Annotated in this window: 22 protein-coding genes; all 22 read left to right on the top strand. The window is 60.3% G+C overall.

Annotated elements, in window-relative coordinates:
• Positions 1-515: 515 nt before the first annotated feature.
• The 22 genes from AC0Z8Z_RS21825 to AC0Z8Z_RS21720 all read left to right on the top strand — a co-directional run bounded on the left by AC0Z8Z_RS21825 (position 516) and on the right by AC0Z8Z_RS21720 (position 23,927).
• Complete coding sequence (locus AC0Z8Z_RS21825) at positions 516-1,448, top strand: ketoacyl-ACP synthase III (RefSeq protein ID WP_122624335.1); 933 nt, start codon at positions 516-518, stop codon at positions 1,446-1,448.
• 101 nt (positions 1,449-1,549) lie between these two features.
• Positions 1,550-2,845, top strand: coding sequence for a motility associated factor glycosyltransferase family protein (locus AC0Z8Z_RS21820; protein ID WP_485620470.1), 1,296 nt, complete (start codon positions 1,550-1,552; stop codon positions 2,843-2,845).
• Entirely contained in the window at positions 2,842-3,090 is a 249-nt protein-coding gene (locus tag AC0Z8Z_RS21815) for a hypothetical protein (RefSeq protein WP_485620469.1), read from the top strand. Before AC0Z8Z_RS21820 ends, AC0Z8Z_RS21815 begins: the two co-directional genes overlap by 4 nt.
• Before the next feature lie 288 nt (positions 3,091-3,378).
• Complete coding sequence (locus tag AC0Z8Z_RS21810) at positions 3,379-4,509, top strand: flagellin N-terminal helical domain-containing protein (RefSeq protein ID WP_485620468.1); 1,131 nt, start codon at positions 3,379-3,381, stop codon at positions 4,507-4,509.
• Positions 4,510-4,804: 295 nt separating this feature from the next.
• Positions 4,805-5,653, top strand: a complete 849-nt coding sequence (locus AC0Z8Z_RS21805; RefSeq protein WP_037011586.1) for a flagellin domain-containing protein — start codon at positions 4,805-4,807, stop codon at positions 5,651-5,653.
• Between the two features lie 72 nt (positions 5,654-5,725).
• Positions 5,726-6,115 carry a flagellar protein FlaG gene (locus AC0Z8Z_RS21800; protein ID WP_122534869.1) on the top strand — a complete coding sequence of 130 codons (390 nt, stop codon included), beginning with the start codon at positions 5,726-5,728 and terminating at the stop codon, positions 6,113-6,115.
• Between the two features lie 77 nt (positions 6,116-6,192).
• Positions 6,193-7,632 carry a flagellar filament capping protein FliD gene (fliD, locus tag AC0Z8Z_RS21795; RefSeq protein WP_485620466.1) on the top strand — a complete coding sequence of 480 codons (1,440 nt, stop codon included), beginning with the start codon at positions 6,193-6,195 and terminating at the stop codon, positions 7,630-7,632.
• A gap of 121 nt (positions 7,633-7,753) precedes the next feature.
• Positions 7,754-8,149, top strand: a complete 396-nt coding sequence (fliS, locus tag AC0Z8Z_RS21790) for a flagellar export chaperone FliS (protein WP_122534871.1) — start codon at positions 7,754-7,756, stop codon at positions 8,147-8,149.
• A gap of 11 nt (positions 8,150-8,160) precedes the next feature.
• Complete coding sequence (fliT, locus tag AC0Z8Z_RS21785) at positions 8,161-8,457, top strand: flagellar protein FliT (RefSeq protein WP_122624327.1); 297 nt, start codon at positions 8,161-8,163, stop codon at positions 8,455-8,457.
• Between the two features lie 169 nt (positions 8,458-8,626).
• A complete protein-coding gene (gene fleQ, locus AC0Z8Z_RS21780; protein WP_122534873.1) occupies positions 8,627-10,102 on the top strand; it encodes a transcriptional regulator FleQ in 1,476 nt (491 codons plus the stop codon).
• Positions 10,103-10,223: 121 nt separating this feature from the next.
• Positions 10,224-11,495: a sensor histidine kinase gene (locus AC0Z8Z_RS21775; protein WP_485620465.1), complete on the top strand. Its 1,272-nt coding sequence runs from the start codon at positions 10,224-10,226 to the stop codon at positions 11,493-11,495.
• Positions 11,492-12,898 carry a sigma-54-dependent transcriptional regulator gene (locus AC0Z8Z_RS21770; protein WP_485620464.1) on the top strand — a complete coding sequence of 469 codons (1,407 nt, stop codon included), beginning with the start codon at positions 11,492-11,494 and terminating at the stop codon, positions 12,896-12,898. The genes AC0Z8Z_RS21775 and AC0Z8Z_RS21770 overlap by 4 nt, the downstream gene beginning before the upstream one ends.
• Before the next feature lie 317 nt (positions 12,899-13,215).
• On the top strand, positions 13,216-13,545 hold the full coding sequence (gene fliE / locus AC0Z8Z_RS21765) for a flagellar hook-basal body complex protein FliE (RefSeq protein WP_065987290.1): 330 nt from the start codon (positions 13,216-13,218) through the stop codon (positions 13,543-13,545).
• A gap of 14 nt (positions 13,546-13,559) precedes the next feature.
• Positions 13,560-15,338: a flagellar basal-body MS-ring/collar protein FliF gene (gene fliF, locus AC0Z8Z_RS21760; RefSeq protein ID WP_172612862.1), complete on the top strand. Its 1,779-nt coding sequence runs from the start codon at positions 13,560-13,562 to the stop codon at positions 15,336-15,338.
• Positions 15,331-16,347 (top strand): flagellar motor switch protein FliG, encoded by a 1,017-nt coding sequence (gene fliG, locus AC0Z8Z_RS21755; RefSeq protein WP_122534877.1) that lies wholly within the window; start codon positions 15,331-15,333, stop codon positions 16,345-16,347. Before fliF ends, fliG begins: the two co-directional genes overlap by 8 nt.
• A gap of 15 nt (positions 16,348-16,362) precedes the next feature.
• Positions 16,363-17,178 carry a flagellar assembly protein FliH gene (gene fliH, locus AC0Z8Z_RS21750; RefSeq protein WP_122534878.1) on the top strand — a complete coding sequence of 272 codons (816 nt, stop codon included), beginning with the start codon at positions 16,363-16,365 and terminating at the stop codon, positions 17,176-17,178.
• Positions 17,168-18,526 (top strand): flagellar protein export ATPase FliI, encoded by a 1,359-nt coding sequence (fliI, locus tag AC0Z8Z_RS21745; protein ID WP_122534879.1) that lies wholly within the window; start codon positions 17,168-17,170, stop codon positions 18,524-18,526. The genes fliH and fliI overlap by 11 nt, the downstream gene beginning before the upstream one ends.
• Before the next feature lie 6 nt (positions 18,527-18,532).
• On the top strand, positions 18,533-18,982 hold the full coding sequence (fliJ, locus tag AC0Z8Z_RS21740) for a flagellar export protein FliJ (protein ID WP_122624330.1): 450 nt from the start codon (positions 18,533-18,535) through the stop codon (positions 18,980-18,982).
• 944 nt (positions 18,983-19,926) lie between these two features.
• On the top strand, positions 19,927-20,232 hold the full coding sequence (locus AC0Z8Z_RS21735) for an STAS domain-containing protein (RefSeq protein ID WP_485620463.1): 306 nt from the start codon (positions 19,927-19,929) through the stop codon (positions 20,230-20,232).
• A 2-nt stretch (positions 20,233-20,234) separates the two neighbouring features.
• Positions 20,235-21,941, top strand: a complete 1,707-nt coding sequence (locus AC0Z8Z_RS21730; protein WP_485620535.1) for an ATP-binding SpoIIE family protein phosphatase — start codon at positions 20,235-20,237, stop codon at positions 21,939-21,941.
• 29 nt (positions 21,942-21,970) lie between these two features.
• On the top strand, positions 21,971-22,363 hold the full coding sequence (locus AC0Z8Z_RS21725) for an Hpt domain-containing protein (protein WP_485620462.1): 393 nt from the start codon (positions 21,971-21,973) through the stop codon (positions 22,361-22,363).
• A 139-nt stretch (positions 22,364-22,502) separates the two neighbouring features.
• On the top strand, positions 22,503-23,927 hold the full coding sequence (locus tag AC0Z8Z_RS21720; RefSeq protein WP_485620461.1) for a flagellar hook-length control protein FliK: 1,425 nt from the start codon (positions 22,503-22,505) through the stop codon (positions 23,925-23,927).
• Positions 23,928-24,107: the final 180 nt, after the last annotated feature.

Raw genomic sequence — 24,107 nt, 5'->3', positions numbered from 1 at the left:
CTGAGCTTGCGAGAGGGACCATTATCTTCAGCGCACGCAAAATCTGTGGGAGCGAGCTTGCTCGCGAAGGAGCCGGTGCATTCGCCGCAGTGGATTTTAATGTGGGACCGGCTTTAGCCGGGAAAAAGGCAGGCGTCATCCCGCAAAAATGACGCTGTACCTCAGGGCCTCGTCCCGGCTGAAGCTTGTCCCACTAGAGCCACGCGGGTGTTCGCCGACCCGCCACAATCCCGTGACATCTTCATGTCAATTGGCTGTCTGAGCGGCGATCTGATGTTGCGCAGCACCCGTCGGTCAGCTAAAAGCTTGTAAAACTTTTGGTGACCTGTGGGTCATAACGGGCATCTTCACTGTATCGTGTTGGCGGGCCGTGACGTCGTCGGGCCGATTCCAGAGCGATTCTGGTATCGCTTTGGCGTGTACGTCGCCTTTTTTCAAGCCGCAAGCCCCGGATTTTCAACGCCCCGCTTAACCGCGCCGGGTGATGTTCAGCAGTTTTTTATTGGGAAGCCATGATGATTGGCATCAAGAGCATAGCGAGTTATGTGCCCACAGCCGGCGTCGACAATTACGCCCAGGGTGCCAAATTCGGAAAGGATGAAGACTTCATCCTTGGCAAGATCGGTTCCGCTTTTCTGCCGCGCAAAGACGACACCCAGGAAACCTCGGACCTGTGCGTCGAAGCGGTCAACCAGCTGTTCGCCAACAACCCCGGGCTGTCGCGGGACGCCATCGACGCCCTGATCGTCGTCACCCAGAACGGCGACGAAGAAGGCTTGCCGCACACGGCCGCCATCGTTCAACACAAACTCGGCCTGCCGACCCATGTCGCCGCGTTTGACATTTCCCTGGGGTGCTCGGGCTACGTCTACGGCATCTATGCGCTGAAAGGCTTCATGGAGGCAACCGGCCTGAAAAACGGCCTGCTGGTCACCGCCGACCCGTATTCCAAGATCGTCAACCCGGAAGACCGCAACACCACCATGCTTTTCGGCGATGCCGCCACCGCGACCTGGATGAGCGACGACGCCCCGTGGCAGTTGGGCAAATCCAAGTTCGGCACCGACGGCTCGGGCGCAGAGTTTCTCAAGACCACCGACGGCGCGTTCTACATGAACGGGCGTCAGGTGTTCAACTTCGCGCTGGTCAAAGTGCCTGCGCACCTCAACGAATTGCTCGAAGACTCCGGCCTGCAATCCTCCGACGTTGATGCGTTCTGCATTCACCAGGGCAGCGCGGCCATCGTCGATGCGGTCGCCCGTCGGTTCGAGGACGGCACGTCGCCAGAGAAATTCGTCAAGGATATGCTCGAGACCGGCAACACAGTGTCTTCCAGCATTCCGCTGCTGCTGGAAAAACACGTCATGAATGCTACGTGGAAGCGCATCGCGGTCAGTGGTTTCGGCGTGGGCTTGTCGTGGGGCTCAGCGATCCTTTATCGTCCCTGACAGCGAATCACCGGGCTGCCTCCAGCCTGCACAACGGCGACGCTGATAACTCAGGTCGCCGTTTTGCTTTCTGCACCTCCCATCGGAAAAGGACTCCCGTCATGAGCGAGATTCTCCAGCGCAACCTCGCCGTGATCGAACAGCGCTGGCCCGACGTGGCCCAGCGGTTGAGCGCCGAAAATACCGAATCCATTCCTGCGCAGTTGATCGAAGGTCGACAATCGACCCTCAGCATTGGCGGCATCCAGCTCACCAGCCGCCATGATCGCCTCGGCGAAGCGCAAACCCAGGCAAAAAGCCTCCCCACCGACAGCCCCGTCGTGCACCTTTATGGCACCGGCCTCGGTGATCTGCAGAGGGTTTTGCTAGGCGAACACTCTCTGCAAGCGCTGCACGTCCATATCCTCAATGGCGCGTTGCTCTCATTGGTGCTCCAACTGCTGGAACAGGATGACTGGCTGTCCGACCCGCGCGTGAACCTCGCGTACGCCGATGCCCGCAGCGAGATTCAACTGCCGTTCTTCGCGCTGCCCGCCGAGCTGGTGCTGGCCGACGACAGCAGCGCACGGATCCGCGATCGGCTGGTCAGCGAAGTGCACGTCGGCTTCAACAATCAGGCGTTCGCCGCCGATACCCCCGACAACGCGCGCCTGCTGGAACAGGGCAGGGCGCTGCTGCAAGGGGACACCGACGTCGCTGCACTGTTCGGCACTCAACCCGGGCGCGACGTGTTCGTTATCGCCACGGGACCGAGTCTGCAACAGCATTTGCCGCGCCTCTTGATCACGTCAGACAGCACGAACCGCCCGCTGATCATTTGCGTCGACACGGCCTACGTGCCGCTGCGCAATCAGGGCATCACACCGGATGTTGTGGTGAGCATCGACCACCGCATCACCCCGCGGCATCTGCCCGCCGAGGGTTCTGCACACATCGCGCTGGTCTACGTGCCGGGCCAGGACGCCCAAATGCTGGAGGCATGGCAAGGCCCGCGCTATGTCGGCTATTCCACCAGCCCGCTGTACGCCCGGCTGCGTGAAGAAATTTCCAGAGCCACGTTGCATGTCGCCGGCAGCGTCATTCACCCGGCGGTAGACCTCGCGGTCAAAATGGGCGCTTCACGGATCACCCTGTTCGGCGCCGACTTCGCCTTCCCCGGCGGCAAGACCCACACCGGCTGGGAGGACGGCGACCTGGGGCCTGCCCTGAGCGTCGCCAAACACTGGGTCCGCGACGGCCGTGGCAACAAGGTCAAGACCCAGCTCAACTTCCGCAGCTACCTCATCGAACTCGAACGCTTCATCGCCCGCCACCCGCAGGTCACGTTCCTCAACACCAGCCGCGACGGTGCGTTGATCGCCGGCGCCCACTTCGACCCCGACTGGACCGCGCCATGACCTTGCCTGCAGACGTCATAGAAGAAGCCCGCGACTGCGCGAAGCTGTTTCGCCTGGGCCGCGATATCGAAGGCGCGCTTAAGATGGTCGAGCTGATCGACCGGTCTATGCCGCTGATGGAAGGGGTCTGCGCCGAGAGACAGGCTGAATGGGGAAGGGTGTTGAGCGCGATTCTGGCCTGCCAGGAGCGGCAGGATTGGTTGGGAGTTGCGGATTGGCTTGAGGTGGAGTTTGTTGAGATCTGACCTTTTCCAAATGCAGAAAAGCCAGAGAAAGTTCCTACGTTAGTTTCAGTTCTGTCTGAATCAAGTGGCCCGTAAGGGCCTTTTTTTTCAGTTTTTTTAATATTCAGTCCAGTGAATAACTTAGCTGTTTTATTACCCTTCAAGTGTAGTGGTAGTACAGCCTTCGGGAAGTGTTTGTTGTTAAAGTCCATGTGCAGATCGTCGATACCGGGACTGTAGGTTCTCCGGGAGAAATGGACTTCCCCGACATCAGAGAACCCTCCGTTTCTATCAACGAGGGAATTAAAAATGGCTTTAACTGTAAGCACCAATATTGCGTCGCTGTCTGTTCAGCGGAACTTGAATCGGTCTTCCGATTCGCTGAGCACTGCGATGACCCGCCTGTCATCAGGGCTGCGCATCAATACTGCCAAGGACGATGCTGCTGGATTGCAGCTTGCCACTCGACTGACAACTCAAATACGTGGCATGACTGTCGCGACACGTAATGCGGGGGCGGCTATATCCATTATTCAAACGGCTGAAGGAGCGTTGGATCAGTCTTTGAATAACTTGCAGCGGATGCGAGACCTCGCCGTGCAGGCCGCCAACGGTGATAAAGGCCCGAAAGAAAGGGATGCACTGAACGCCGAGTTTTTGAAGCTGACGGCCGAAGTATCCAGAACTGCCAAAGGTACAACGTTCGGCGCTGAGTTAAATTTGCTAGATGGAAGTGCGGGCGAACTGAGTTTTCAGATTGGTGCGAATGTCGGGGCTACTGAGAAGATCAGCCTTACGTTGGGGGACGACTTCTCCTCCGAATCAATCTTTGTGGCGACTGAAGATCGCGCGGCTGTTGCTGCAACTGCGACACATTCGGGCTCGGCGGCCATCGTCAAAGGTGATTACACGCCGCTCTCAATTGACGGCAGTGGGGCGCGCAACATCGTCAACACTGTCACGCCGCAGATGGCGACCGACATTGAAACGGCGAAGACCGGGCTCATGGCAGCTGAGGCGACTTTTGCAGGTATCCAAGCGCCTACCCAAGCGGAAGTCGACACCCTTAATCTCGCCAAAAAGGCGGTGACTGACGCCGAGAAAATCCTTGCTGATGCGAAGTCAGCAGATGAGGCACTTAACAAACCTGCCCGTACCGAAAACATCGAATACGCCATTAAGGCTCTTGATAAGGCGATCGGCAAGATCAACTCCGCACGCGCCGACCTCGGCGCCAATCAGAACCGCATGATGAGCGCCATGGAAAACCTCCAGAACATGACCAAAAACGCCACCGCGTCCCGAGGTCAGATCGAAGACGTCGATTTCGCTGCTGAAACCGCGGAAATGACTAAACAACAAACCCTTCAGCAAGCCTCCACAGCGGTCCTGGCCCAAGCCAACCAGCTACCAGCCGCCGTGCTGAAGCTCCTGCAATAACCCAAGCCTCTCTATAGAGAGGGCTACCACACCGGGCGCGCCGCAGGGGGCGCCCGTCTTTTGAGAACTGGTTAACAAATCGCCGGGTCAGGTTAAAGCTTCCGGGGAGTGCGCCGAAACGTTGTGTATCCCCGGACAACAAAATGCGGGGGTGGCGCTCTGGTGGCAAATAAATTTGAAAAAGCCCTCAAGCTCCTGGCAACCGCGACGATAAACATTACGTAGGTTCTCTAGGCCACACCCGGCGCTTGCCAGGGCCGGATAGCCGCAGCAAACAACTCACGAGGAATTCATCATGGCTTTAGGCGTAAACACCAACGTAGCTTCCCTGGCTGTTCAGAAGAACCTGTCCAAAGCTTCCGATGCACTGTCGACTTCGATGACTCGTCTGTCTTCCGGTCTGAAAATCAACAGCGCTAAAGACGACGCAGCCGGCCTGCAGATCGCAACCCGCGAAACGTCGCAAATCCGCGGCCAGACCGTAGCAATCAAGAACGCCAACGACGGCATCTCGATGGCTCAAACCGCTGAAGGCGCTCTGCAAGAGTCCACCAACATTCTGCAGCGTATGCGTGAACTGGCTGTTCAGTCGCGAAACGACACTAACGGCACGGCTGACCGTACCGCTCTGAACGCTGAATTCGGTCAGATGTCCGACGAACTGACTCGTATCTCGTCTTCGACCAACCTCAACGGCAAAAACCTGCTGGACGGTTCGGCTGGCACCATGACCCTGCAAGTAGGCTCGAGCACTGGCTCGGCTAACCGCATCGACCTGGTTCTGAGCTCCAAGTTCGACGCTACTTCCCTGTCGGTTGCAAGCGGTTCGGTTGCGATCACTGGCACCAGCGCCACCGCCAGCACCAACATCGACAACGCAATCACTGCAATTGACGCTGCTCTGGCAACGATCAACAGCACTCGTGCAAACCTCGGTGCTTCGCAAAGCCGTCTGACCAGCACCATTTCCAACCTGCAAAACGTTAACGAAAACGCCACTGCTGCACTGGGCCGTATTCAAGACACCGACTTCGCCGCTGAAACCGCTAACCTGACCAAACAACAGACTCTGCAACAAGCTTCCACCTCTGTTCTGGCCCAGGCTAACCAGCTGCCATCCGCTGTTCTGAAACTGCTTCAGTAATAACGGTTAGAGTTTGGCGGGGGAGTATGCTTGCGTGCTCTCCCGCTTTTTACGTTCAAGAGGTGAGTGGACATGGACATAAGTAGCAGGCTCAATTTGTCTTATTCGATGGTCCAGTCGTTGCCCGCGGTGCCTGTGGTTGCTGACAAGCCAGCCGTGGCGCCTCAAGTCGTTTCTGCTCCGGCTGCTTCTGCGCAGTCCGAGACGTCGACAAGTAAAGACTCAGACCCAGGCAAGAAGTCAGAAGAACTGGAAGCGGCCGTCAAGCAAATGGAACAGTTCTTTCAGTCGGTTCATCGCAACCTGGAATTCTCCATCGACGACAAGTCGGGGAAAGTGGTAGTGAAAGTGATCGCCACGGAAACAGGTGAAGTAGTGCGGCAATTGCCGTCCGCTGAAGCGTTGAAACTCGCCGACAGTCTGAAGAACGCAAACAGCCTGTTATTCGACGCGAAAGTTTAAATGGCACAAAACGTGAACGCTGCCTTTGGGCGTAGCGTGCTCGTCAACATGCTGACTACAACTGAAAGGAGATTCACATGGCTAGTCCAATTACACCTGCTACAGGCCTCGGCTCGGGTTTGGCAATCGGTGAAATCGTGACCGCATTGGTCAATTCCGACAAAACCGCCAAGCAAACCCAGATCACCACCCAGACCAAGCTGGTCACCACCAAGCTGTCGGGCATCGGCACGCTGCAATCGGCGATGTCGGCGTTTCAGGCGCTGGTCAATCCGCCGTCCGGCACCACCAGTAAACTGCAATTCACTGGCTACGCAGCGAAGTCTTCCGACGAAACCAAGATGACCGTGAGCTCGGATAACACCGCAGTGCCCGGCACCTATTCGATCGAAGTTAATAAAGTCGCCACCAGTTCGAGCGTCGCCACGGCTGCATTCGCCGGCGGTGCTACCAGTGCCATTCCGAGTGGGGACCTTACCCTCACTCAAAATGGCATTTCCAAGGCTTACACCATTCCGGAGGGGGCCACCCTGGCCTCGGTCGCGGCGCAGATCAATAAAGACACGAAAACCACCAACATCAGTGCCAACATCATCACGGACGACAAGGGCACGCGCCTGGTTTTCGGCTCGACAGTGACCGGTGCTGATTCCGAGATCACCACCAGCAGCAGCATTGCCGGTTTCACCATCGGTAAAACTGACAAGCTTGATGCGACCTCCGCTTCGTCGGCCGGTTACATTGGCGAGCCGCCAGTCAGCGCTTCTTTGACGATCAATGGACTGCAAGTCACGAGCAAAAGCAACACGGTCGACAAGACCCTTGGTGGCGTAACAATGAACTTGTTGCCCGGCAGTAACGGCACCACCACCACGGTGACGGTGAGCACCAACACCGACAACCTGAAGGCGTCACTGCAGGCCTTTGTCGATTCCTACAACGCGGTGCTCAGTGCCGTGACCACGGTGACGAAAGCTTCGGTCAGTGACACCCCGGACAAAACGACCGGCGCTACGGTCACGCCGGCCTCGCTGACCGGCGACGCAATGCCGCGAGCGATCATTTCGGCGTTGCGCAAAGAGTTGGTCACCACGGGTGCGCCAGGCGAGCTGTCGGTATTGGCTCAGTTGGGCATCACGACCGGTCAGAGCGACGGCAAGCTGACACTGGACGACAAGAAATTCACCGCCGCGATGGATGCGGGGCTGGCGGGTGACGTTCAGCAGTTGTTCACCGGTACCGGAGACGGCAAGAACGGTTTGCTGGCACGGATGAACGCGGCTGTCACGCCTTACACCCAGACTGGTGGCATTTTCGACACCCGCAAGACCAGCCTGAACAAACAGCAGAGCAACCTTCAGGATCAGCAAGCCGCACTCGATTTGCGCGTCACGACCCTGACGGCCACCCTGACCGCCAAATACAACGCGATGGACTTGCTGGTGGGGCAGTTGAAAGCCTCGGCGACGAGCATCACCTCGTTCTTCGACTCGCTCAACGCGCAGAAAAACGCGTAAACGTTGGCGCGCTGAAGATGACCCGGCCCTGGTGCCGGGTTTTTGGCATCTGGCCTTAAAGTTTTTTCAGGCGGTGTCGATACCCTCACTATAGAAACTTCGAGTTTTGCGAGGTAAGACAATGAACCGTATGGCAGCCCTTCGTCAGTATCAGAAGGTCAACTCACATGCCCAGACTGCAGTGGCCACGCCACACCGTCTGGTACAGATGCTGATGGAAGCCGGCCTTGACCGTATCGCCCAGGCCAAGGGCGCCATCGAGCGCAAGGACATCCCCGCCAAAGGGCTGTTGATTGGCAAGGCGATTGAAATCATCGGCGGTCTGCGTGAAGGTCTGGACATGGAAAAGCAGGCGGAAGCCCTGGCCCATGTCGACAATCTGTACGTGTACCTGATGAAGCGTCTGGCAGAAGCGAACATCAAATCCGATCCGAAGATCCTTGATGAAGTCAGCGGCCTGCTGACCACGGTCAAGGAAGGCTGGGACGGGATCGGCGAACAACAGCCCGTGCTCTGAAGGAGACACCCATGAGCGTTGCACTCAAGCGAATCGAAGAAACCCGTGAAGCCTTGGTCGATGCCCTCGAGCAGCGTGACTGGGAGGCAATCGGCCAGCTCGATATGGCCTGCCGGGCCTGCGTCGATGAAGTCATCAACCAGGCGAGCAACGATGAGCCTGAATTGCGAAACAATCTGGAAGAGCTGCTAGGCGTCTATCGCAAGCTTATTGACGTAGCTGTGGGCGAACGTCAAGCGATCGTCGACGAAATGTCGCAGATCCAGCGAGCGAAAAGCGCGGCAAAGGTTTACCATCTGTTCGGTTGACACTTGGTCCATAGCCAAAATATGTACGCCAAATAATTGACTGTGTACGGTTTTTTGACTTAACTAGTGAAGTTCACTAATTTCGGTGATTGACGCGTCTCAACGGACGAAACGAAAGCCAAGCTTGCCCGTGATCGGGCATCGAGTTGACTAGGGAAGTTGCTATTGCATGTGGCGTGAAATCAAAATCCTGCTGATCGATGACGATAGCCAGCGCCGCCGTGACATGGCGGTGATTCTGAATTTTCTGGGTGATGAGAACCTGTCCTGCTCCAGCACAGACTGGCAGCAAGTCGTGGGTTCGTTGACCTCCACCCGAGAAGTGCTCTGCGTGCTGGTCGGCAGCGTGAACGCCCCGGGCAGCCTTCAGGGCCTGCTCAAAACCGTGGCCGCGTGGGACGAGTTTCTCCCGGTCCTGCTGATGGGCGAGAACTCCTCGACCGAACTGGCGGACGATCTGCGCCGCCGGGTCCTCTCCACCGTCGAGATGCCGCCCAGCTACAGCAAACTGCTGGACTCCCTTCACCGCGCCCAGGTCTATCGCGAGATGTACGACCAGGCCCGTGAACGTGGGCGTCAACGCGAACCCAATCTTTTCCGCAGCCTCGTCGGCACCAGCCGTGCGATTCAGCACGTGCGCCAGATGATGCAGCAGGTTGCCGACACCGACGCCAGCGTGCTGATCCTTGGTGAATCCGGGACCGGCAAGGAAGTCGTCGCACGTAATCTGCATTACCACTCCAAGCGCCGCGATGCGCCGTTCGTGCCGGTCAACTGTGGCGCGATTCCGGCCGAGTTGCTTGAAAGCGAACTGTTCGGCCACGAGAAGGGCGCTTTTACCGGCGCCATCACCAGCCGGGCAGGGCGCTTCGAACTGGCCAACGGTGGCACGCTGTTTCTCGATGAGATCGGCGATATGCCGCTGCCGATGCAGGTCAAGCTGCTGCGCGTCCTGCAGGAACGCACCTTCGAGCGCGTGGGCAGCAACAAGACCCAGAGCGTTGACGTGCGGATCATCGCTGCGACGCATAAAAATCTTGAAGACATGATCGTGATCGGCAGTTTCCGCGAGGATCTCTACTACCGTCTGAACGTGTTCCCGATTGAAATGGCGCCGTTGCGTGAGCGTGTGGAAGATATTCCGCTGTTGATGAACGAGCTTATTTCGCGGATGGAACACGAAAAGCGTGGGTCGATCCGCTTTAACTCTGCCGCCATCATGTCCCTGTGCCGTCACGGCTGGCCGGGCAACGTGCGTGAACTCGCCAACCTCGTCGAGCGCATGGCGATCATGCACCCGTACGGCGTCATCGGCGTCTCCGAGCTGCCGAAGAAATTCCGCTACGTCGACGACGAAGACGAGCAATTGGTCGACAGCCTGCGCAGCGATCTCGAAGAGCGCGTGGCCATCAACGGTCATACGCCGAACTTCGCCAGCAGCGCGCTGCTGCCGCCTGAAGGCCTGGACTTGAAGGACTACCTCGGTGGCCTGGAACAGGGCTTGATCCAGCAGGCGCTGGATGACGCAAACGGAATCGTGGCACGGGCCGCCGAACGTCTGCGCATCCGCCGCACTACGCTGGTGGAGAAAATGCGCAAGTACGGCATGAGCCGTCGCGAAGGCGACGAGCAGGTCGAAGACTGACTGTCGATTGACGCGCCAAAAATAAACCGCTGATTTTTCAGCGGTTTTTTTTCGGCACGAGGATTGCTATGTCTCTGGGAACATACCGTTTACTGACGGTTCGCTACCCGAGAGATCAACTATGCCCCAGGCCGCTCAGATGTCTTCCGAACCCGCTTTAGCCATGGGTTCGTTAGTGCAGCAGTCCCCGGAAGTGGTGAGCAGGCAAGGGCTAGAACAGGCCTTCGCATTGTTCAGCCAGATGTCGACTCAACTGACTGACTCCTACGGCCTGCTGGAAGCACGGGTCACTGAGCTCAAGGGCGAGCTGGCCGTGGTCAGCGCCCAGCGCATGCAGGAACTGGCGGAGAAAGAACGCCTGGCGAACCGCTTGCAGAACCTGCTGGATCTGCTGCCCGGCGGCGTCATTGTCATCGACGGCACCGGCATGGTCCGGGAGGCCAATCCCGCCGCGCTGGATCTGCTGGGCGAGCCACTGATCGGCATGCTCTGGCGCCACGTTATCGCTCGCTGCTTCGCGCCGCGCGAGGATGACGGCCATGAAATCTCCCTGAAGGACGGGCGCCGCCTGTCCATTGCCACCCGTTCCCTGGACGCCGAGCCGGGCCAACTGGTGTTGCTCAACGACCTGACCGAAACCCGCCATCTGCAAAGTCAGCTGGCGCGTCATGAGCGTTTGTCGTCCCTGGGCCGCATGGTCGCGTCCCTGGCCCATCAGATCCGCACGCCGCTGTCGGCAGCAATGATCTACGCCAGCCACTTGGCCGAACAGGCCTTGAACGTCGAAACCCAGCAGCGCTTCGCTGGACGTTTGAAAGAGCGTTTGCACGAGCTCGAGCATCAGGTCCGGGACATGCTGGTATTCGCCCGTGGCGAGCTGCCGCTGACTGACCGAGTGACGCCGACCGCGTTGGTCGCCGCCCTCGAATCCGCCGCCCAGACCCATGTGCGTGACGTGGCAGTGCGCTGGCAATGCGACAGCCCGACGGGCGAATTGCTGTGCAACCGTGACACGCTGGTCGGCGCGCTGCTCAACCTCATTGAAAACGCCGTCCAGGCCAGTGCCGGCCAGAGTGACGGGCGGCGCCGCATCAAGATTCATGCGTATAACCGCGGCAACACGTTGCGGTTGTGTGTGAGCGACAGTGGCAGCGGCATAGAGCCGGCGGCGCTGGCCCGCATCGGCGAGCCGTTCTTCACCACCAAGACCACGGGCACCGGCCTCGGTCTGGCGGTGGTCACAGCGGTTGCGCGGGCCCATCAAGGGCGTGTCGAATTCCGCTCGCGTCCGGGCCGCGGCACTTGCGCCATCGTTTCGTTGCCCCTGGTTCCTGGCGCCGGGACTGACCCTGGCGCTGGCGCATTGATGATTTCTTCAGGTGAGCGGCCATGACTATCAACGTGCTGCTGGTTGAGGACGACCCTTCTCTGCGGGAAGCACTGGGCGAAACCCTGGCGCTCGCGGGCCATGCCTATGAAGCGGTCGGGTCGGCGGAAGAGGCCTTGATAGTCGCTGCCAATTCGTCGTTCAGCCTGGTGGTCAGCGACGTCAATATGCCCGGCATGGACGGCCATCAATTGCTGGGTCAGTTGCGCAGTCGCTACCCGCAGTTGCCGGTGCTGCTGATGACGGCCCATGGCACGGTCGACCGCGCGGTGGATGCGATGCGTCAGGGCGCGGCCGATTATCTGGTTAAACCCTTCGAGCCGAAGGCCCTGTTGGCACTGGTTGCCCGTCATGCGTTGGGTCAGCTCGGGCCGGCCGATGGCGAGGGGCCCATTGCGGTCGAGCCCGCCAGCGTGCAGTTGCTGAGCCTGGCCAGCCGCGTGGCGAAAAGTGATTCGACGGTACTGATTTCAGGCGAGTCCGGCACCGGTAAAGAAGTGCTGGCGCGTTTCATTCATCAGCAATCGCCCCGCGCCGACAAACCGTTCATCGCAATCAATTGCGCGGCGATCCCGGACAACATGCTCGAAGCCACGCTGTTCGGCCACGAGAAGGGGTCGTTCACCGGGGCCATTGCCTCTCAGCCTGGCAAGTTCGAACAGGCTGAAGGCGGCACCCTTCTGCTGGACGAGATTTCCGAAATGCCCATGGGCCTGCAGGCCAAGCTGTTGCGTGTGCTGCAGGAGCGGGAAGTGGAGCGGGTCGGCGCGCGCAAGCCCATCGCCCTGGACATTCGCGTAGTGGCGACGACCAACCGCGACCTGGCCGGTGAAGTGGCGGCAGGGCGTTTCCGCGAGGACCTGTTTTATCGGCTGTCGGTGTTCCCGCTCGCGTGGCAATCCTTGCGTCAGCGTCCCGCCGACATTCTGCCGCTGGCCGAGCGTCTGCTGGCCAAGCAGGTCAATAAAATGAAGCACGGGCCGGTGCGGCTGTCGGCCGAGGCGCAGCAGTGCCTGATCAGCTACGCCTGGCCGGGCAATGTCCGGGAGCTGGACAACGCGGTGCAGCGGGCGTTGATCCTGCAGCAGGGCGGCGTGATTCAGGCCGAGGACTTCTGTCTTGCCGGGCCGGTGACATTCGCCGCCGCGTCGGTGCCTCAGGTGCCCGCCGTCGCAACCGGCGCCATGGAAGCGTCGCCCGATTTCGCCGGCGGGGAAGGGGCCGGCGCCCTCGGTGAAGACCTGCGTCGCCGGGAGTTCCAGATGATCATCGACACCCTGCGGGCCGAGCGCGGCCGCCGCAAAGAGGCTGCCGAACGCCTGGGTATCAGCCCGCGTACGTTGCGCTACAAGCTGGCGCAGATGCGCGACGCGGGCATGGATGTCGAAGGGTTTCTGTTTGCATCCTGAGCAGGCACGCGTGTCGGTGAAGTGGATGACTGCCTGACTGGCGCTGACGAGAGATATCCGACAACCCGCTGATTTTTCAGTGAGTGTGATGCCGTCTTCGTGAGCAAGCTGACTCCCGCAGGAACTGCGTCTGATAGGGCATCGCGCGGTGTCAACGCGTGAAGCGCCTCTGCGTTTATGTGTCCGTTCAAATACCCATCCGAAGACTTTCACCAAACGTGGCACATTGCCGCTATTGGTCTGGCACCCTTGTTGCTAATGCTTAGGTAACCGCTGAATCCGTGTCAAAAATTTGCGGCCCTTTTGAGAGAAACGTCATGACCCAAGGTGTTGAATTTAATCGCTTGATGTTGGACATGCGCTCCATGCAGATGGATGCCATGGCTCAGCCAAAGGCAATCGCAGCGCCAGAACAGGCGGGTGCGAGCAGTTTTGCTGACATGCTCGGCATGGCGGTGAACAAGGTAAACGACACCCAGCAGGCGTCGAATCAGCTGTCGACCGCTTTCGAAATGGGCAAGAGCGGCGTAGACCTCACCGACGTGATGATCTCGTCGCAGAAAGCTAGCGTTTCGTTTCAAGCGCTGACCCAGGTACGCAACAAGCTGGTTCAGGCGTACCAAGACATCATGCAAATGCCGGTTTGAGGACGATTTAAGTCATGGCCGAAGCCGTCGTCGATAACGTACCCGCCAAAACGGGTACGCCAGGAAGCAAGCCGCCGATGTTCGGGCTGGCCTTCCTGCAAAATCTCTCCGAGATGACCATGCTGCGTCAGGTCGGCCTCATGGTCGGTCTGGCTGCCAGCGTGGCGATTGGTTTCGCCGTGGTGCTTTGGTCGCAACAGCCCGATTACAAGCCGCTCTATGGCAGCCTGTCGGGCGTTGACACCAAGCAGGTGATGGACACGCTGGCCCAGGCCGACATTCCCTACACTGTCGAGCCGAACTCCGGCGCGCTGCTGGTAAAGTCCGAGGACCTGTCCCGGGCCCGCATCAAGCTGGCCGGTGCCGGCATTGCGCAGACCGACGGCAACGTCGGCTTCGAAATCCTCGACAAGGATCAAGGCCTGGGCACCAGTCAGTTCATGGAGGCCACTCGTTATCGTCGTGGCCTGGAAGGCGAACTGGCGCGGACGATCTCCAGCCTCAATAACGTCAAGGGCGCTCGCGTTCACCTGGCGATTCCGAAGAGCTCGGTGTTTGTGCGTGACGATCGCAAGCCCAGCGCTTCCATTCTGGTCGAGCTGTATGCCGGTCGTTCGCTGGAGCCGGGTCAGGTGCTGGCGATCATGAACCTGGTCGCCACCAGCGTCCCGGAACTGAACAAGTCGCAGATTTCTGTCGTCGATCAGAAGGGCAACCTGCTGTCCGATCAGGCTGAGAATTCCGAGCTGTCCATGGCCGGCAAGCAATTCGACTACACCCGCCGCATGGAAAGCATGCTCACCCAGCGTGTGCAGAACATTCTGCAGCCTGTGCTGGGCAATGACCGCTACAAGGCCGAAGTGTCGGCAGACGTTGATTTCAGCGCTGTTGAATCCACCGCCGAAAGCTTCAACCCGGACACCCCTGCTCTGCGCAGCGAGCAGACGGTCAACGAACAACGCTCCAGCGGCAGCGGCCCGCAAGGTGTACCCGGTGCGCTGAGCAACCAGCCGCCAGGCCCGGCAACTGCGCCACAGAACGCCGCCGCGGGTGCTGCCGGTGCCGCAGGCGCCATCGCACCGGGCCAACCGCTGCTGGACGCCAACGGTCAACAGATCATGGACCCGGCGACCGGTCAGCCGATGCTGGCGCCGTACCCGGCCGACAAGCGTAACCAGTCGACCAAGAACTTCGAGCTCGACCGTTCCATCAGCCACACCAAGCAGCAGCAGGGCAAGGTCAATCGCCTGTCGGTTGCGGTGGTGGTCGATGATCAGGTCAAGGTCAACCCGGCCAACGGCGAAACGACGATGGTCCCGTGGACCGCCGATCAACTGGCGCGCTTCACCCGTCTGGTGCAGGACGCCGTCGGCTTCGATGCCAGCCGTGGCGACAGCGTCAGCGTGATCAACGTGCCGTTCTCCACCGATCGCGGCGAAGTGATCCCGGACATTCCGTTCTACTCGCAGCCGTGGTTCTGGGACATCGTCAAACAGGCCATGGGCGTGCTCTTTATCCTGGTGCTGGTGTTTGGTGTATTGCGTCCGGTGTTGAAGGGCATCACCAATCCTCAGGGCAAGGCCGGCGACAGCGACTCCGAGCTGGGCGGCATGATCGGGATGGACGGTGAATTGGCAAACGACCGCGTCAGTCTGGGCGGTCCGCAAAGTATTCTGTTGCCGAGCCCTACCGAGGGCTATGACGCACAGCTCAACGCAATCAAGAGCCTTGTGGCCGAGGACCCGGCGCGTGTAGCCCAGGTCGTCAAAGAGTGGATCAACGCTGATGAGTGATAGAGCTGCTGCAGTCAAACTGACCCGCGTGGATAAAGCCGCGATTCTGCTCCTCACCCTGGGTGAGACGGACGCCGCTCAGGTATTGCGCCACATGGGCCCTAAAGAGGTTCAACGGGTCGGCGTGGCCATGGCGCAGATGCGCAACGTGCACCGCGAGCAGGTCGAGCAGGTGATGAGCGAGTTCGTCGACGTGGTCGGCGATCAGACCGGCGTCGGCATCGGCTCGGACGGCTACATCCGCAAGATGCTCACCCAGGCACTGGGCGAGGACAAGGCCAACGGCCTGATCGACCGGATTCTGCTGGGCGGCAACACCAGCGGTCTCGACAGCCTGAAGTGGATGGAACCCCGCGCGGTGGCCGACGTCATCCGTTTCGAGCACCCGCAGATCCAGGCCATCGTCGTCGCGTACCTGGACGCCGATCAGGCCGGTGAAGTGCTGAGCCATTTCGACCACAAGGTGCGCCTGGACATCATCCTGCGCGTGTCGTCGCTGAACACCGTACAGCCGGCGGCGCTGAAAGAATTGAACCAGATTCTGGAGAAGCAGTTCTCGGGGAACGCCAACACGTCGCGTACTACCCTGGGTGGTATCAAGCGTGCGGCGGATATCATGAACTTCCTCGACAGCTCGATAGAAGGCCAGCTCATGGACTCGATCCGCGAAGTGGACGAAGACCTGTCGACGCAGATCGAAGACCTCATGTTTGTCTTCAACAACCTGTCCGATGTCGACGACCGTGGTATCCAGGCCTTGCTGCGCGAAGTCTCCTCCGACGTGCTGGTACTGGCACTGAAGGGCTCGGACGACGCCATCAAAGAGAAGATTTTCAAGAATATGTCCAAACGTGCCGCCGAACTGCTGCGCGACGACCTGGAAGCCAAAGGCCCGGTTCGCGTCAGCGATGTCGAAGGCGCCCAGAAGGAAATTCTCACCATTGCCCGTCGTATGGCGGAGGCCGGGGAGATCGTTCTTGGCGGCAAGGGTGGCGAGGAAATGATTTAAGCGTAGGTGCCGTTGATGTCCAGCTCCGATAAAGCAGCACCCAGTGAGCTCATCCGGGCACAGGATTTGCGCGGGATCGACGTCTGGGCCTTGCCCAGCTTTGACCCGCACGTGGAAGTCCCCGAGCCGGAACCGGTGGTCGAGGAGGCCGAGCTCGCCGAGAGCGAAGAAGTGCCGCTGGAAGAAGTCCAGCCCATGACCCTGGAAGAGTTGGAAAGCATCCGTCAGGACGCCTACAACGAGGGGTTTGCCATCGGCGAAAAAGAGGGTTTCCACAGCACCCAGCTCAAGGTTCGTCAGGAAGCGGAAGTGGCGCTGGCGGCCAAGCTCGACAGCATGGAAGTCCTGATGGGGCATCTGTTCGAACCGATCGCCGACCAGGACGCGCAGATCGAGAAATCGATGGTGTCGCTGGTCGAACATGTGGTCCGCCAGGTCATCCAGCGCGAATTGAAAACCGACTCCAGCCAGATCGGCACGGTGCTGCGCGAAGCCTTGCGGCTGCTGCCGATGGGCGCGGCCAACGTGCGCATTCTGGTCAACCCGCAGGACTTCGCGCTGGTCAAAGCCATGCGCGAGCGTCACGAGGAGACCTGGCGCATTCTCGAGGACGAAACGCTCCAGCCGGGTGGTTGCCGGGTCGAGAGCGAGCACAGCCGCATCGACGCCACCGTCGAGGCGCGCATCAGTCAGGCCCTTGGCAAAATGTTCGATCAGTTGCACGAGCAGGCCCTGCACCCGGCGCCGCCCGATGTGACCATCGAACTGGAAGAGGCGCTCCAGAGCGCCGAGAAAACCACTTACCCGCTGGGTGCTGTCGATGCGCCTTGAACGCACCAGTTTCGCCAAACGCCTGAGCACCTATCCCGACGCGATCTCGTTGCCGGCGCAGCCGATCGTCGAAGGACGGCTGCTGCGCATGGTCGGCCTGACCCTCGAAGCCGAGGGCCTGCGCGCGGCCATGGGCAGCCGTTGCATGGTGATCAACGACGGCAGTCATCACCCGGTCGAGGTTGAAGCCGAGGTCATGGGCTTCTCCGGCGGCAAGGTGTTCCTGATGCCGGTCGGCAGCGTCTCCGGCATCGCGCCGGGCGCCCGTGTCGTGCCGCTGCCGGACACCGGCCGTCTGCCGATGGGCATGACCATGCTCGGCCGCGTTCTCGACGGCGCCGGTCGCCCCCTCGACGGCAAGGGCGGCATGAAAGCCGAAGACTGGGTGCCGATGGACGGCCCGACCATCAACCCCCTCAAACGCAACCCGATCAGCCAGCCGCTGGACGTGGGTATTCGTTGCATCAACGGTTTATTGACGGTCGGACGCGGTCAGCGTCTGGGCCTGTTTGCCGGTACCGGCGTCGGCAAGAGCGTCCTGCTGGGGATGATGACCCGCTTCACCGAGGCCGACATTATCGTCGTCGGGCTGATCGGCGAACGGGGTCGCGAGGTGAAGGAATTCATCGAGCACAGCCTGGGCGAGGAGGGCCTCAAGCGTTCGGTCGTCGTGGCGTCTCCGGCGGATGATGCGCCGTTGATGCGTTTGCGCGCCGCGATGTATTGCACGCGCATCGCCGAGTATTTTCGCGACAAGGGCAAGAACGTCCTGTTACTGATGGATTCGCTGACGCGTTTCGCCCAGGCCCAGCGGGAAATCGCCCTGGCCATCGGCGAACCGCCGGCGACCAAGGGTTATCCGCCGTCCGTGTTCGCCAAGCTGCCCAAGCTGGTGGAGCGCGCCGGTAATGCCGAGGCGGGCGGTGGCTCGATCACGGCGTTCTACACGGTTTTGTCCGAAGGCGACGACCAGCAGGACCCGATTGCCGACTCGGCCCGAGGCGTGCTCGACGGCCATATCGTGCTGTCGCGGCGACTGGCCGAAGAGGGTCATTACCCGGCCATTGATATCGAAGCGTCGATCAGCCGGGTGATGCCGTCCGTGGTCGATCCGCAGCACATGGTTCAGGCCCAGTATTTCAAGCAGTTGTGGTCGCGGTACCAGCAGAGCCGTGATCTGATCAGCGTCGGCGCGTACGTGGCCGGCGGGGATCGCGAGACTGACCTGGCAATTTCGCTGCAGCCGCAGTTGGTGAAGTATCTGCGCCAGGGCTTGCAGGAGAACGAGAGCATGCAGAGCAGCGAGGAGCAGTTGGCGAAGATCTTCAATCCTCAGGCCGGCGGTTAATCGGTCATGGCAGTCAGTCGCGCAGGCCGTCTCGCGCCGGTGGTCGAGATGGCCGAGAAGGTCGAGAAGGCCGCCGTGCAGCGCCTGGGGCATTTTCAGGGTCAGGTGCGGCTGGCCGAAACCAAGTTGGGTGAGCTGGATAAGTTTCGGTCTGATTATCAGCAGCAGTGGATCGACAAGGGCGCCCATGGGGTGTCGGGCCAGTGGCTGATGAATTATCAGCGCTTTCTCAATCAGTTGGAGACGGCGGTGGCGCAGCAGCGTCAGAGCCTGGCGTGGCATCAGAATAATCTGAACAAGGCGCGCGATGAGTGGCAGAAGGCCTATGCGCGGGTGGAGGGGCTGCGCAAGTTGGTGCAGCGGTATATCGATGAGGCGCGTGCGCTGGAAGATAAACGCGAGCAGAAACTGCTGGATGAGTTGGTTCAGCGGTTGCCCCGGACTGAGCAATTTTAAGAGCTTGAGACCAAGATCAAGATCAAGATCCTTAAGATCAAGAGCGTCTGCCTAAGGGCAGACGTTTCGCCTTCGGCGAGTTACTTGGAAAAGCACCCCAAGTAACCAAGGGTGCCTGCTCCTGGTTTGGCCCGACTTCGTCGGGTTCCCTCGCTCCGGTCTTGCTCCGTGGGCCCGCGCCGAACGGACATCCATGTCCTGACGGCGCTCTCGCCGCATCCATGCGGCTCGGCCCACTGCGCAAAACCTGCGCTCGGCCTGCACCCAAGTCGCGTTCTGAGGTGTCTGGACCTTTTGCGTTTGAAGAGCAAAAGCAAAGGCAAAGGCAACGAAAATGGTGATGATGACTACATAGTGGGACCGGCTTTAGCCGGGAAGGCGTCGGAAGACACACTGCAAAACTGATGGCGACCAAACCGGCCTCTTCCCGGCTGAAGCCGGTCCCACTAAGGCATTGCATGCATCCTGCGGGATTGGCTGTGGCTCTAACCGTAGGGCTGGCTTTAGCCGGGAAGCTTTTGATCTGCTTTTGATCTGTTTTTGATTTTCGTACACAGAAAGCCCAAACACCGCCAATCGCGACTTGGGTGCAGGCTGAACGCAGACGACGCGGAGTGGGCCGAGCGGCATGGATGCCGCGAGAGCGCCGTCAGGACATGGATGTCCGTTCGGCGCGGGCCCACGGAGCGTCGTCGGAGTGAGGGTATTCCGACGAAGGAGGAACCAAACCGAGAGCAAGCACCTTTGGTTACTTGGGGTGCTTTTCCAAGTAACTCGCCGAAGGCGAAACAGTCTGCCCCCAGGCAGACGCCCTTGATCTTGAGAGCTGCGGTCAACTGGTGCTCTCGATCCTGAAAGCCAAGTAAAAGCTAACGATTTGCCACGCCTCACAAGGGCTGCTAAAACTCAAGCGTCTGGCGCTGTTTCATACAAGGAATTTGCCAATGTCAGTAACCTCCGAACGCTCCGCCGATGGCCAAGAACTGACCATCACCATCAAAGGACGCTTCGACTTTTCGACGCACCAGGATTTTCGCGGCGCCTACGAACCGAAAGAAAAACAGGCCAGCCGCTACAAGGTCGACCTGAAAGACACCCACTACCTCGACAGCTCCGCGCTCGGCATGCTGTTGCTGCTCCGTGACCACGCCGGCGGCGACAGAGCCGATATCCAACTGGTCAACTGCAACGCCGATGTATACAAAATCCTCAGCATCTCCAATTTCTCCAAACTCTTCAAAATCGCCTGATGATGCCATCTGCCTCCGATCGCCTGACGGTGCTCATCGCCGATGACAACGTCAGCGACCGCATGCTCCTGTCCGCCATCGTCAGCCGGCAGGGCCATGACGTTCTGACCGCCAGCGACGGCGCCGACGCCGTCGGGCTGTTCGACCGGCGGCGGCCGCAACTGGTGCTGATGGACGCCATGATGCCGGTCATGGACGGCTTCGAAGCCGCGCGCCAGATCAAGACCCTCGCCGGTGACGCGCTCGTGCCGATCATCTTCCTGACGTCGCTGACGGAAGGCGAAGACCTCGCCCGTTGCCTCGACGCCGGGGGAGACGACTTCATTGCCAAGCCCTATAACCAAGTGGTGCTGGCCGCCAAGATCAACGCCATGAACCGCCTGCGCGTGCTGCAGGAAACTGTCTTGCACCAACGCGACCTGATCACTCGCCACCATAAATACCTGCTCAACGAGCAACGTGTGGCCAAGGCGGTGTTCGACCAGATCGCCCACTCCGGGTGCCTGAGTTCGCGCAACATCCGTTACCTGCAGTCGCCTTACGCGCTGTTTAACGGCGACCTCCTGCTGGCCGCGTGGTCGCCGTCCGGCAACATGCACCTGCTGCTGGGGGACTTCACCGGCCACGGTTTGCCGGCAGCGGTGGGGGCGATGCCGCTGGCCGAAGTGTTCTACGGCATGACCGCAAAGGGATACGGCTTGCCCGAAACCCTGCGAGAAATGAATGCCAAACTCAAACGCATCCTCCCGGTGGACATGTTCTGCTGCGCGGCGCTGCTGTGCCTGAACTTCAAACAGCAACTGGTTGAGGTCTGGAACGGCGGCCTGCCGGATGGTTACCTGCTACATGGTGACGGCCGGCCGCATACGCCGCTGATTTCGTCGAACGTGCCCCTCGGTGTGCTGAGCGCCGGCAGCTTTGACGACAATACCCAGGTGTATCCCTTCGGGCCGGGGGACCGGGTGTTTCTGCTGTCCGACGGCGTGGTTGACAGTACCGGCCAGGACGGCGAACTGTTCGGCGCCCGACGCCTGCAGAACGTGCTGGTGAGCAACCGCAACCCGGTGCTGCTGATCGAAGAAGTGCAGTGGGCCCTGGCGCGGTTTCGCGGGCAGGCGCGGGACGATGTGAGCATGGTCGAAGTGGCCTTCACCGAGCCTGACTTGCTCGGCCCACCCTCGGTCATTTATACCGACAGCGGCGATTCCAGTCCGCTGGATTGGTCCGCTTCGTTCGAGTACCGCGCGGCAACACTCAAGCGCTTCAACCCGCTGCCGTATCTGCTGCAGCTGCTGCAAGAAGTGCACGGCTTGCGCATGCAGAGCAGCGAGCTGTATATCGTGCTCTCGGAGCTGTACAGCAATGCGCTGGAACATGGCGTGCTCGGGCTGGACTCGGCGTTGAAACGCGATGCCGAAGGTTTTGGGCGTTACTACCAGCAACGCGCCGAACGCCTCGATCGTCTCCAGGACGGCTTCATTCGCATTGATTTCCAGATCGTCCCGAATGGCGAGGGTGGTTGCCTGACGGTGCGAGTGCAGGACAGTGGTGCGGGTTTTGATTCCGATCGCGTGCTGGCGCTGCCGCCTGCGGTCACCCAGTTGTCCGGGCGCGGCCTTGCGCTGGTCCGGCAACTCAGCGATCGTTGTCAGTGGACCGATGATGGCCGGACGGCCAGCGTGGAATTTGTCTGGGAGGGTCTGGCATAATCCGCGCGTCTTGATCAAGGAGTGAACAAGTGTCGAATAACCCTGTGGACTTCAACGTGCTCAGCACGCTGCGTGACGTGATGGAAGCTGAATACCCGGCGCTGCTGAAGGTGTTCATTTCCGATTCCACCCTTCGCGTCAACGACATGACCCTGCTGCTGCGCGACCCTACCTTCACGACGTCTGCGACGGCGTCTTTGCAACGCCTTGGCCTGATGGCCCACAGCTTCAAAGGCAGCACCGGCAACATGGGCGCTACACATTTGTCCGAGCTGTGTCTGCAACTTGAAGAGCAGGGGCGCGGCATGGTGGCAGCGGATGACGCGCAGATCCGTTCGCTGGTGTCCCAGATCAGGGACGAATTTTTCGTGGTCCGGGCAATTTTCGAACGTGAGCTTGAACGCTGCCATGCCAATCACTGAGTTGGCTCCCTGACTGGGCTCCAGGCTCGGTCTCTTAGCCTGCCCGTTGGTCTGACGCGCTCCCTCACTCCAGCCTCTCACAGTACTTGGCCCGCCATTTGCTTTGTCTCTCTGCAATTGTGCTCTTGCGGAGATTCACATGGCCCTCGCCACCAACCCCTTATTGACGGCTTTGACAGCGGCCAAAGCCCAGAAAGCCGGGAACAACGCCCCGGCAAAGGCGCCGGACCCCGTCAAGCACAACACTTCCAGCTTCTCCGACGTGTTCGCCAGGCAAGCGCCGTCCAAGTCCCACAGCGCGGATAATCCGGCGCCGAAGCCGGCAAGCGCCAAGAGTTCGGCAGCCGACGACAAGCCCGCCGCCAGCCATACGTCTGCCGCCGCCGACAAGACCGTTGCCGATAACGGCAATGGCTTGCCTGCCAAAGCGGTGAACGGCAAGGCCGATGACGACGCGGGCACGGGCCAGGGTCAGGCTGACGACAAGAATGACGGCACTGACGATGCGCACGACCCGGCGCTGGCCGACTCGCCGCCGGTAGACCCTGTAGCGGACCCGATATTGGCGGTCACCTCGCCTGTGCAAGAGCCCGTGGCTGTGGAACCCGCGGTTGATCCGACGCTGCTCGCGGGCACGCTGCCGTTGCCGGTGATCCCGCCGCCGGCTGTGCAGGCGCCAACGGATGCAACCGACGTTGCAGATGACGGTTTCGATCCTTCCGCGGATCCGCTGGAAGGCTTGACCGCCGTGCAAGTCGCCCTGGAAAACAAGGCGCAACAGACAGCGCAGAACAACGGCGTGCATGGCGACGGCAAAGACGGCAAGGGTGGCGGCAAGCAGGACCCGAACGCCGATCCTTCGCAGTTGCTGGCCAGTAACCTGGCGGCGCTGGGCGACCAGGCTGTGGACAAGAGCACGACCGAAGGCGGCGGCGACAAAGCGTTCAGCGGCCTGCTGGCTGACGGCCTGAAAGACGTGAAAGGTGCCGCCAGCGATACGCGCATGGACAACTTTGCCGATCGTCTGGCTGCGTTGTCACAGGCCGCTCAAGCAAAAAACACCTCGGCTCCGGCCGCGCCGCTGCTCAATCAGCCGCTGGCGATGAATCAGGGAGGGTGGACAGAAGGCGTGGTCAACCGCGTGATGTATCTGTCGAGCCAGAACCTCAAGCAGGCGGATATCCAGCTGGAGCCCGCTGAACTGGGCCGTCTGGACATTCGCGTCAATATGGCGGCGGACCAGCAGACCCAGGTCACGTTCATGAGCGCCCATGTCGGCGTGCGTGAAGCGCTGGAAAGCCAGATGGCGCGCCTGCGTGAGTCCTTCGTTCAGCAGGGCATGGGCCAGGTCGACGTCAACGTCTCCGACCAGTCCCGTGGCTGGCAGCAACAGGCACAACAGCAGTCGGGCGGCGACGGCCAACGCAGCGGCGGCAGCAACGCTGCCAATGGTGTCGGCGGCAGCGACCTCATCGCCGACGGCGCTCCGGTGGACGCCGCCTCGGCCGCCGCCCATGCGCCGCTGACCGTCGTGGGTTCCAGCGCGGTCGACTATTACGCCTGAAAACGCCCTGCCAACACCGGGGCGTTTTCAGTAGCGGCAAGTGGCTAGCTGCAAGCGGCAAGTAAAAGCAGGATCAAGGGCGCCAGTGCATGGGAGACCTCGGTTTCTCGGGCTCTGCCGCCTTTTGCTTTTACTTGCCGCTCACCCCTTGCAGCTTGCGGCTGCCGTTCTGGCACAACC

The sequence above is a fragment of the Pseudomonas sp. 1L-C-7-B-C1 genome, from assembly GCF_057291635.1.
Note: the sequence above shows the minus strand (reverse complement) of the source record. Positions and strands in the feature narration are given on the sequence as shown.

What these genes read in the sequence shown, in the direction of transcription:
- fliD (WP_485620466.1), top strand. Translation starts at nt 6,193, where the DNA reads ATGGCTAGTCCAATTACACCTGCTACAGGCCTCGGCTCGGGTTTGGCA.
- fliJ (WP_122624330.1), top strand. Translation starts at nt 18,533, where the DNA reads ATGGCAGTCAGTCGCGCAGGCCGTCTCGCGCCGGTGGTCGAGATGGCC.
- fliG (WP_122534877.1), top strand. Translation starts at nt 15,331, where the DNA reads ATGAGTGATAGAGCTGCTGCAGTCAAACTGACCCGCGTGGATAAAGCC.
- AC0Z8Z_RS21730 (WP_485620535.1), top strand. Translation starts at nt 20,235, where the DNA reads ATGCCATCTGCCTCCGATCGCCTGACGGTGCTCATCGCCGATGACAAC.
- fliF (WP_172612862.1), top strand. Translation starts at nt 13,560, where the DNA reads ATGGCCGAAGCCGTCGTCGATAACGTACCCGCCAAAACGGGTACGCCA.
- AC0Z8Z_RS21825 (WP_122624335.1), top strand. Translation starts at nt 516, where the DNA reads ATGATTGGCATCAAGAGCATAGCGAGTTATGTGCCCACAGCCGGCGTC.
- AC0Z8Z_RS21820 (WP_485620470.1), top strand. Translation starts at nt 1,550, where the DNA reads ATGAGCGAGATTCTCCAGCGCAACCTCGCCGTGATCGAACAGCGCTGG.
- fliH (WP_122534878.1), top strand. Translation starts at nt 16,363, where the DNA reads ATGTCCAGCTCCGATAAAGCAGCACCCAGTGAGCTCATCCGGGCACAG.
- AC0Z8Z_RS21805 (WP_037011586.1), top strand. Translation starts at nt 4,805, where the DNA reads ATGGCTTTAGGCGTAAACACCAACGTAGCTTCCCTGGCTGTTCAGAAG.
- fliT (WP_122624327.1), top strand. Translation starts at nt 8,161, where the DNA reads ATGAGCGTTGCACTCAAGCGAATCGAAGAAACCCGTGAAGCCTTGGTC.
- AC0Z8Z_RS21735 (WP_485620463.1), top strand. Translation starts at nt 19,927, where the DNA reads ATGTCAGTAACCTCCGAACGCTCCGCCGATGGCCAAGAACTGACCATC.
- fliI (WP_122534879.1), top strand. Translation starts at nt 17,168, where the DNA reads ATGCGCCTTGAACGCACCAGTTTCGCCAAACGCCTGAGCACCTATCCC.
- AC0Z8Z_RS21800 (WP_122534869.1), top strand. Translation starts at nt 5,726, where the DNA reads ATGGACATAAGTAGCAGGCTCAATTTGTCTTATTCGATGGTCCAGTCG.
- AC0Z8Z_RS21720 (WP_485620461.1), top strand. Translation starts at nt 22,503, where the DNA reads ATGGCCCTCGCCACCAACCCCTTATTGACGGCTTTGACAGCGGCCAAA.
- AC0Z8Z_RS21815 (WP_485620469.1), top strand. Translation starts at nt 2,842, where the DNA reads ATGACCTTGCCTGCAGACGTCATAGAAGAAGCCCGCGACTGCGCGAAG.
- AC0Z8Z_RS21810 (WP_485620468.1), top strand. Translation starts at nt 3,379, where the DNA reads ATGGCTTTAACTGTAAGCACCAATATTGCGTCGCTGTCTGTTCAGCGG.
- fliS (WP_122534871.1), top strand. Translation starts at nt 7,754, where the DNA reads ATGAACCGTATGGCAGCCCTTCGTCAGTATCAGAAGGTCAACTCACAT.
- AC0Z8Z_RS21770 (WP_485620464.1), top strand. Translation starts at nt 11,492, where the DNA reads ATGACTATCAACGTGCTGCTGGTTGAGGACGACCCTTCTCTGCGGGAA.
- fleQ (WP_122534873.1), top strand. Translation starts at nt 8,627, where the DNA reads ATGTGGCGTGAAATCAAAATCCTGCTGATCGATGACGATAGCCAGCGC.
- AC0Z8Z_RS21775 (WP_485620465.1), top strand. Translation starts at nt 10,224, where the DNA reads ATGCCCCAGGCCGCTCAGATGTCTTCCGAACCCGCTTTAGCCATGGGT.
- fliE (WP_065987290.1), top strand. Translation starts at nt 13,216, where the DNA reads ATGACCCAAGGTGTTGAATTTAATCGCTTGATGTTGGACATGCGCTCC.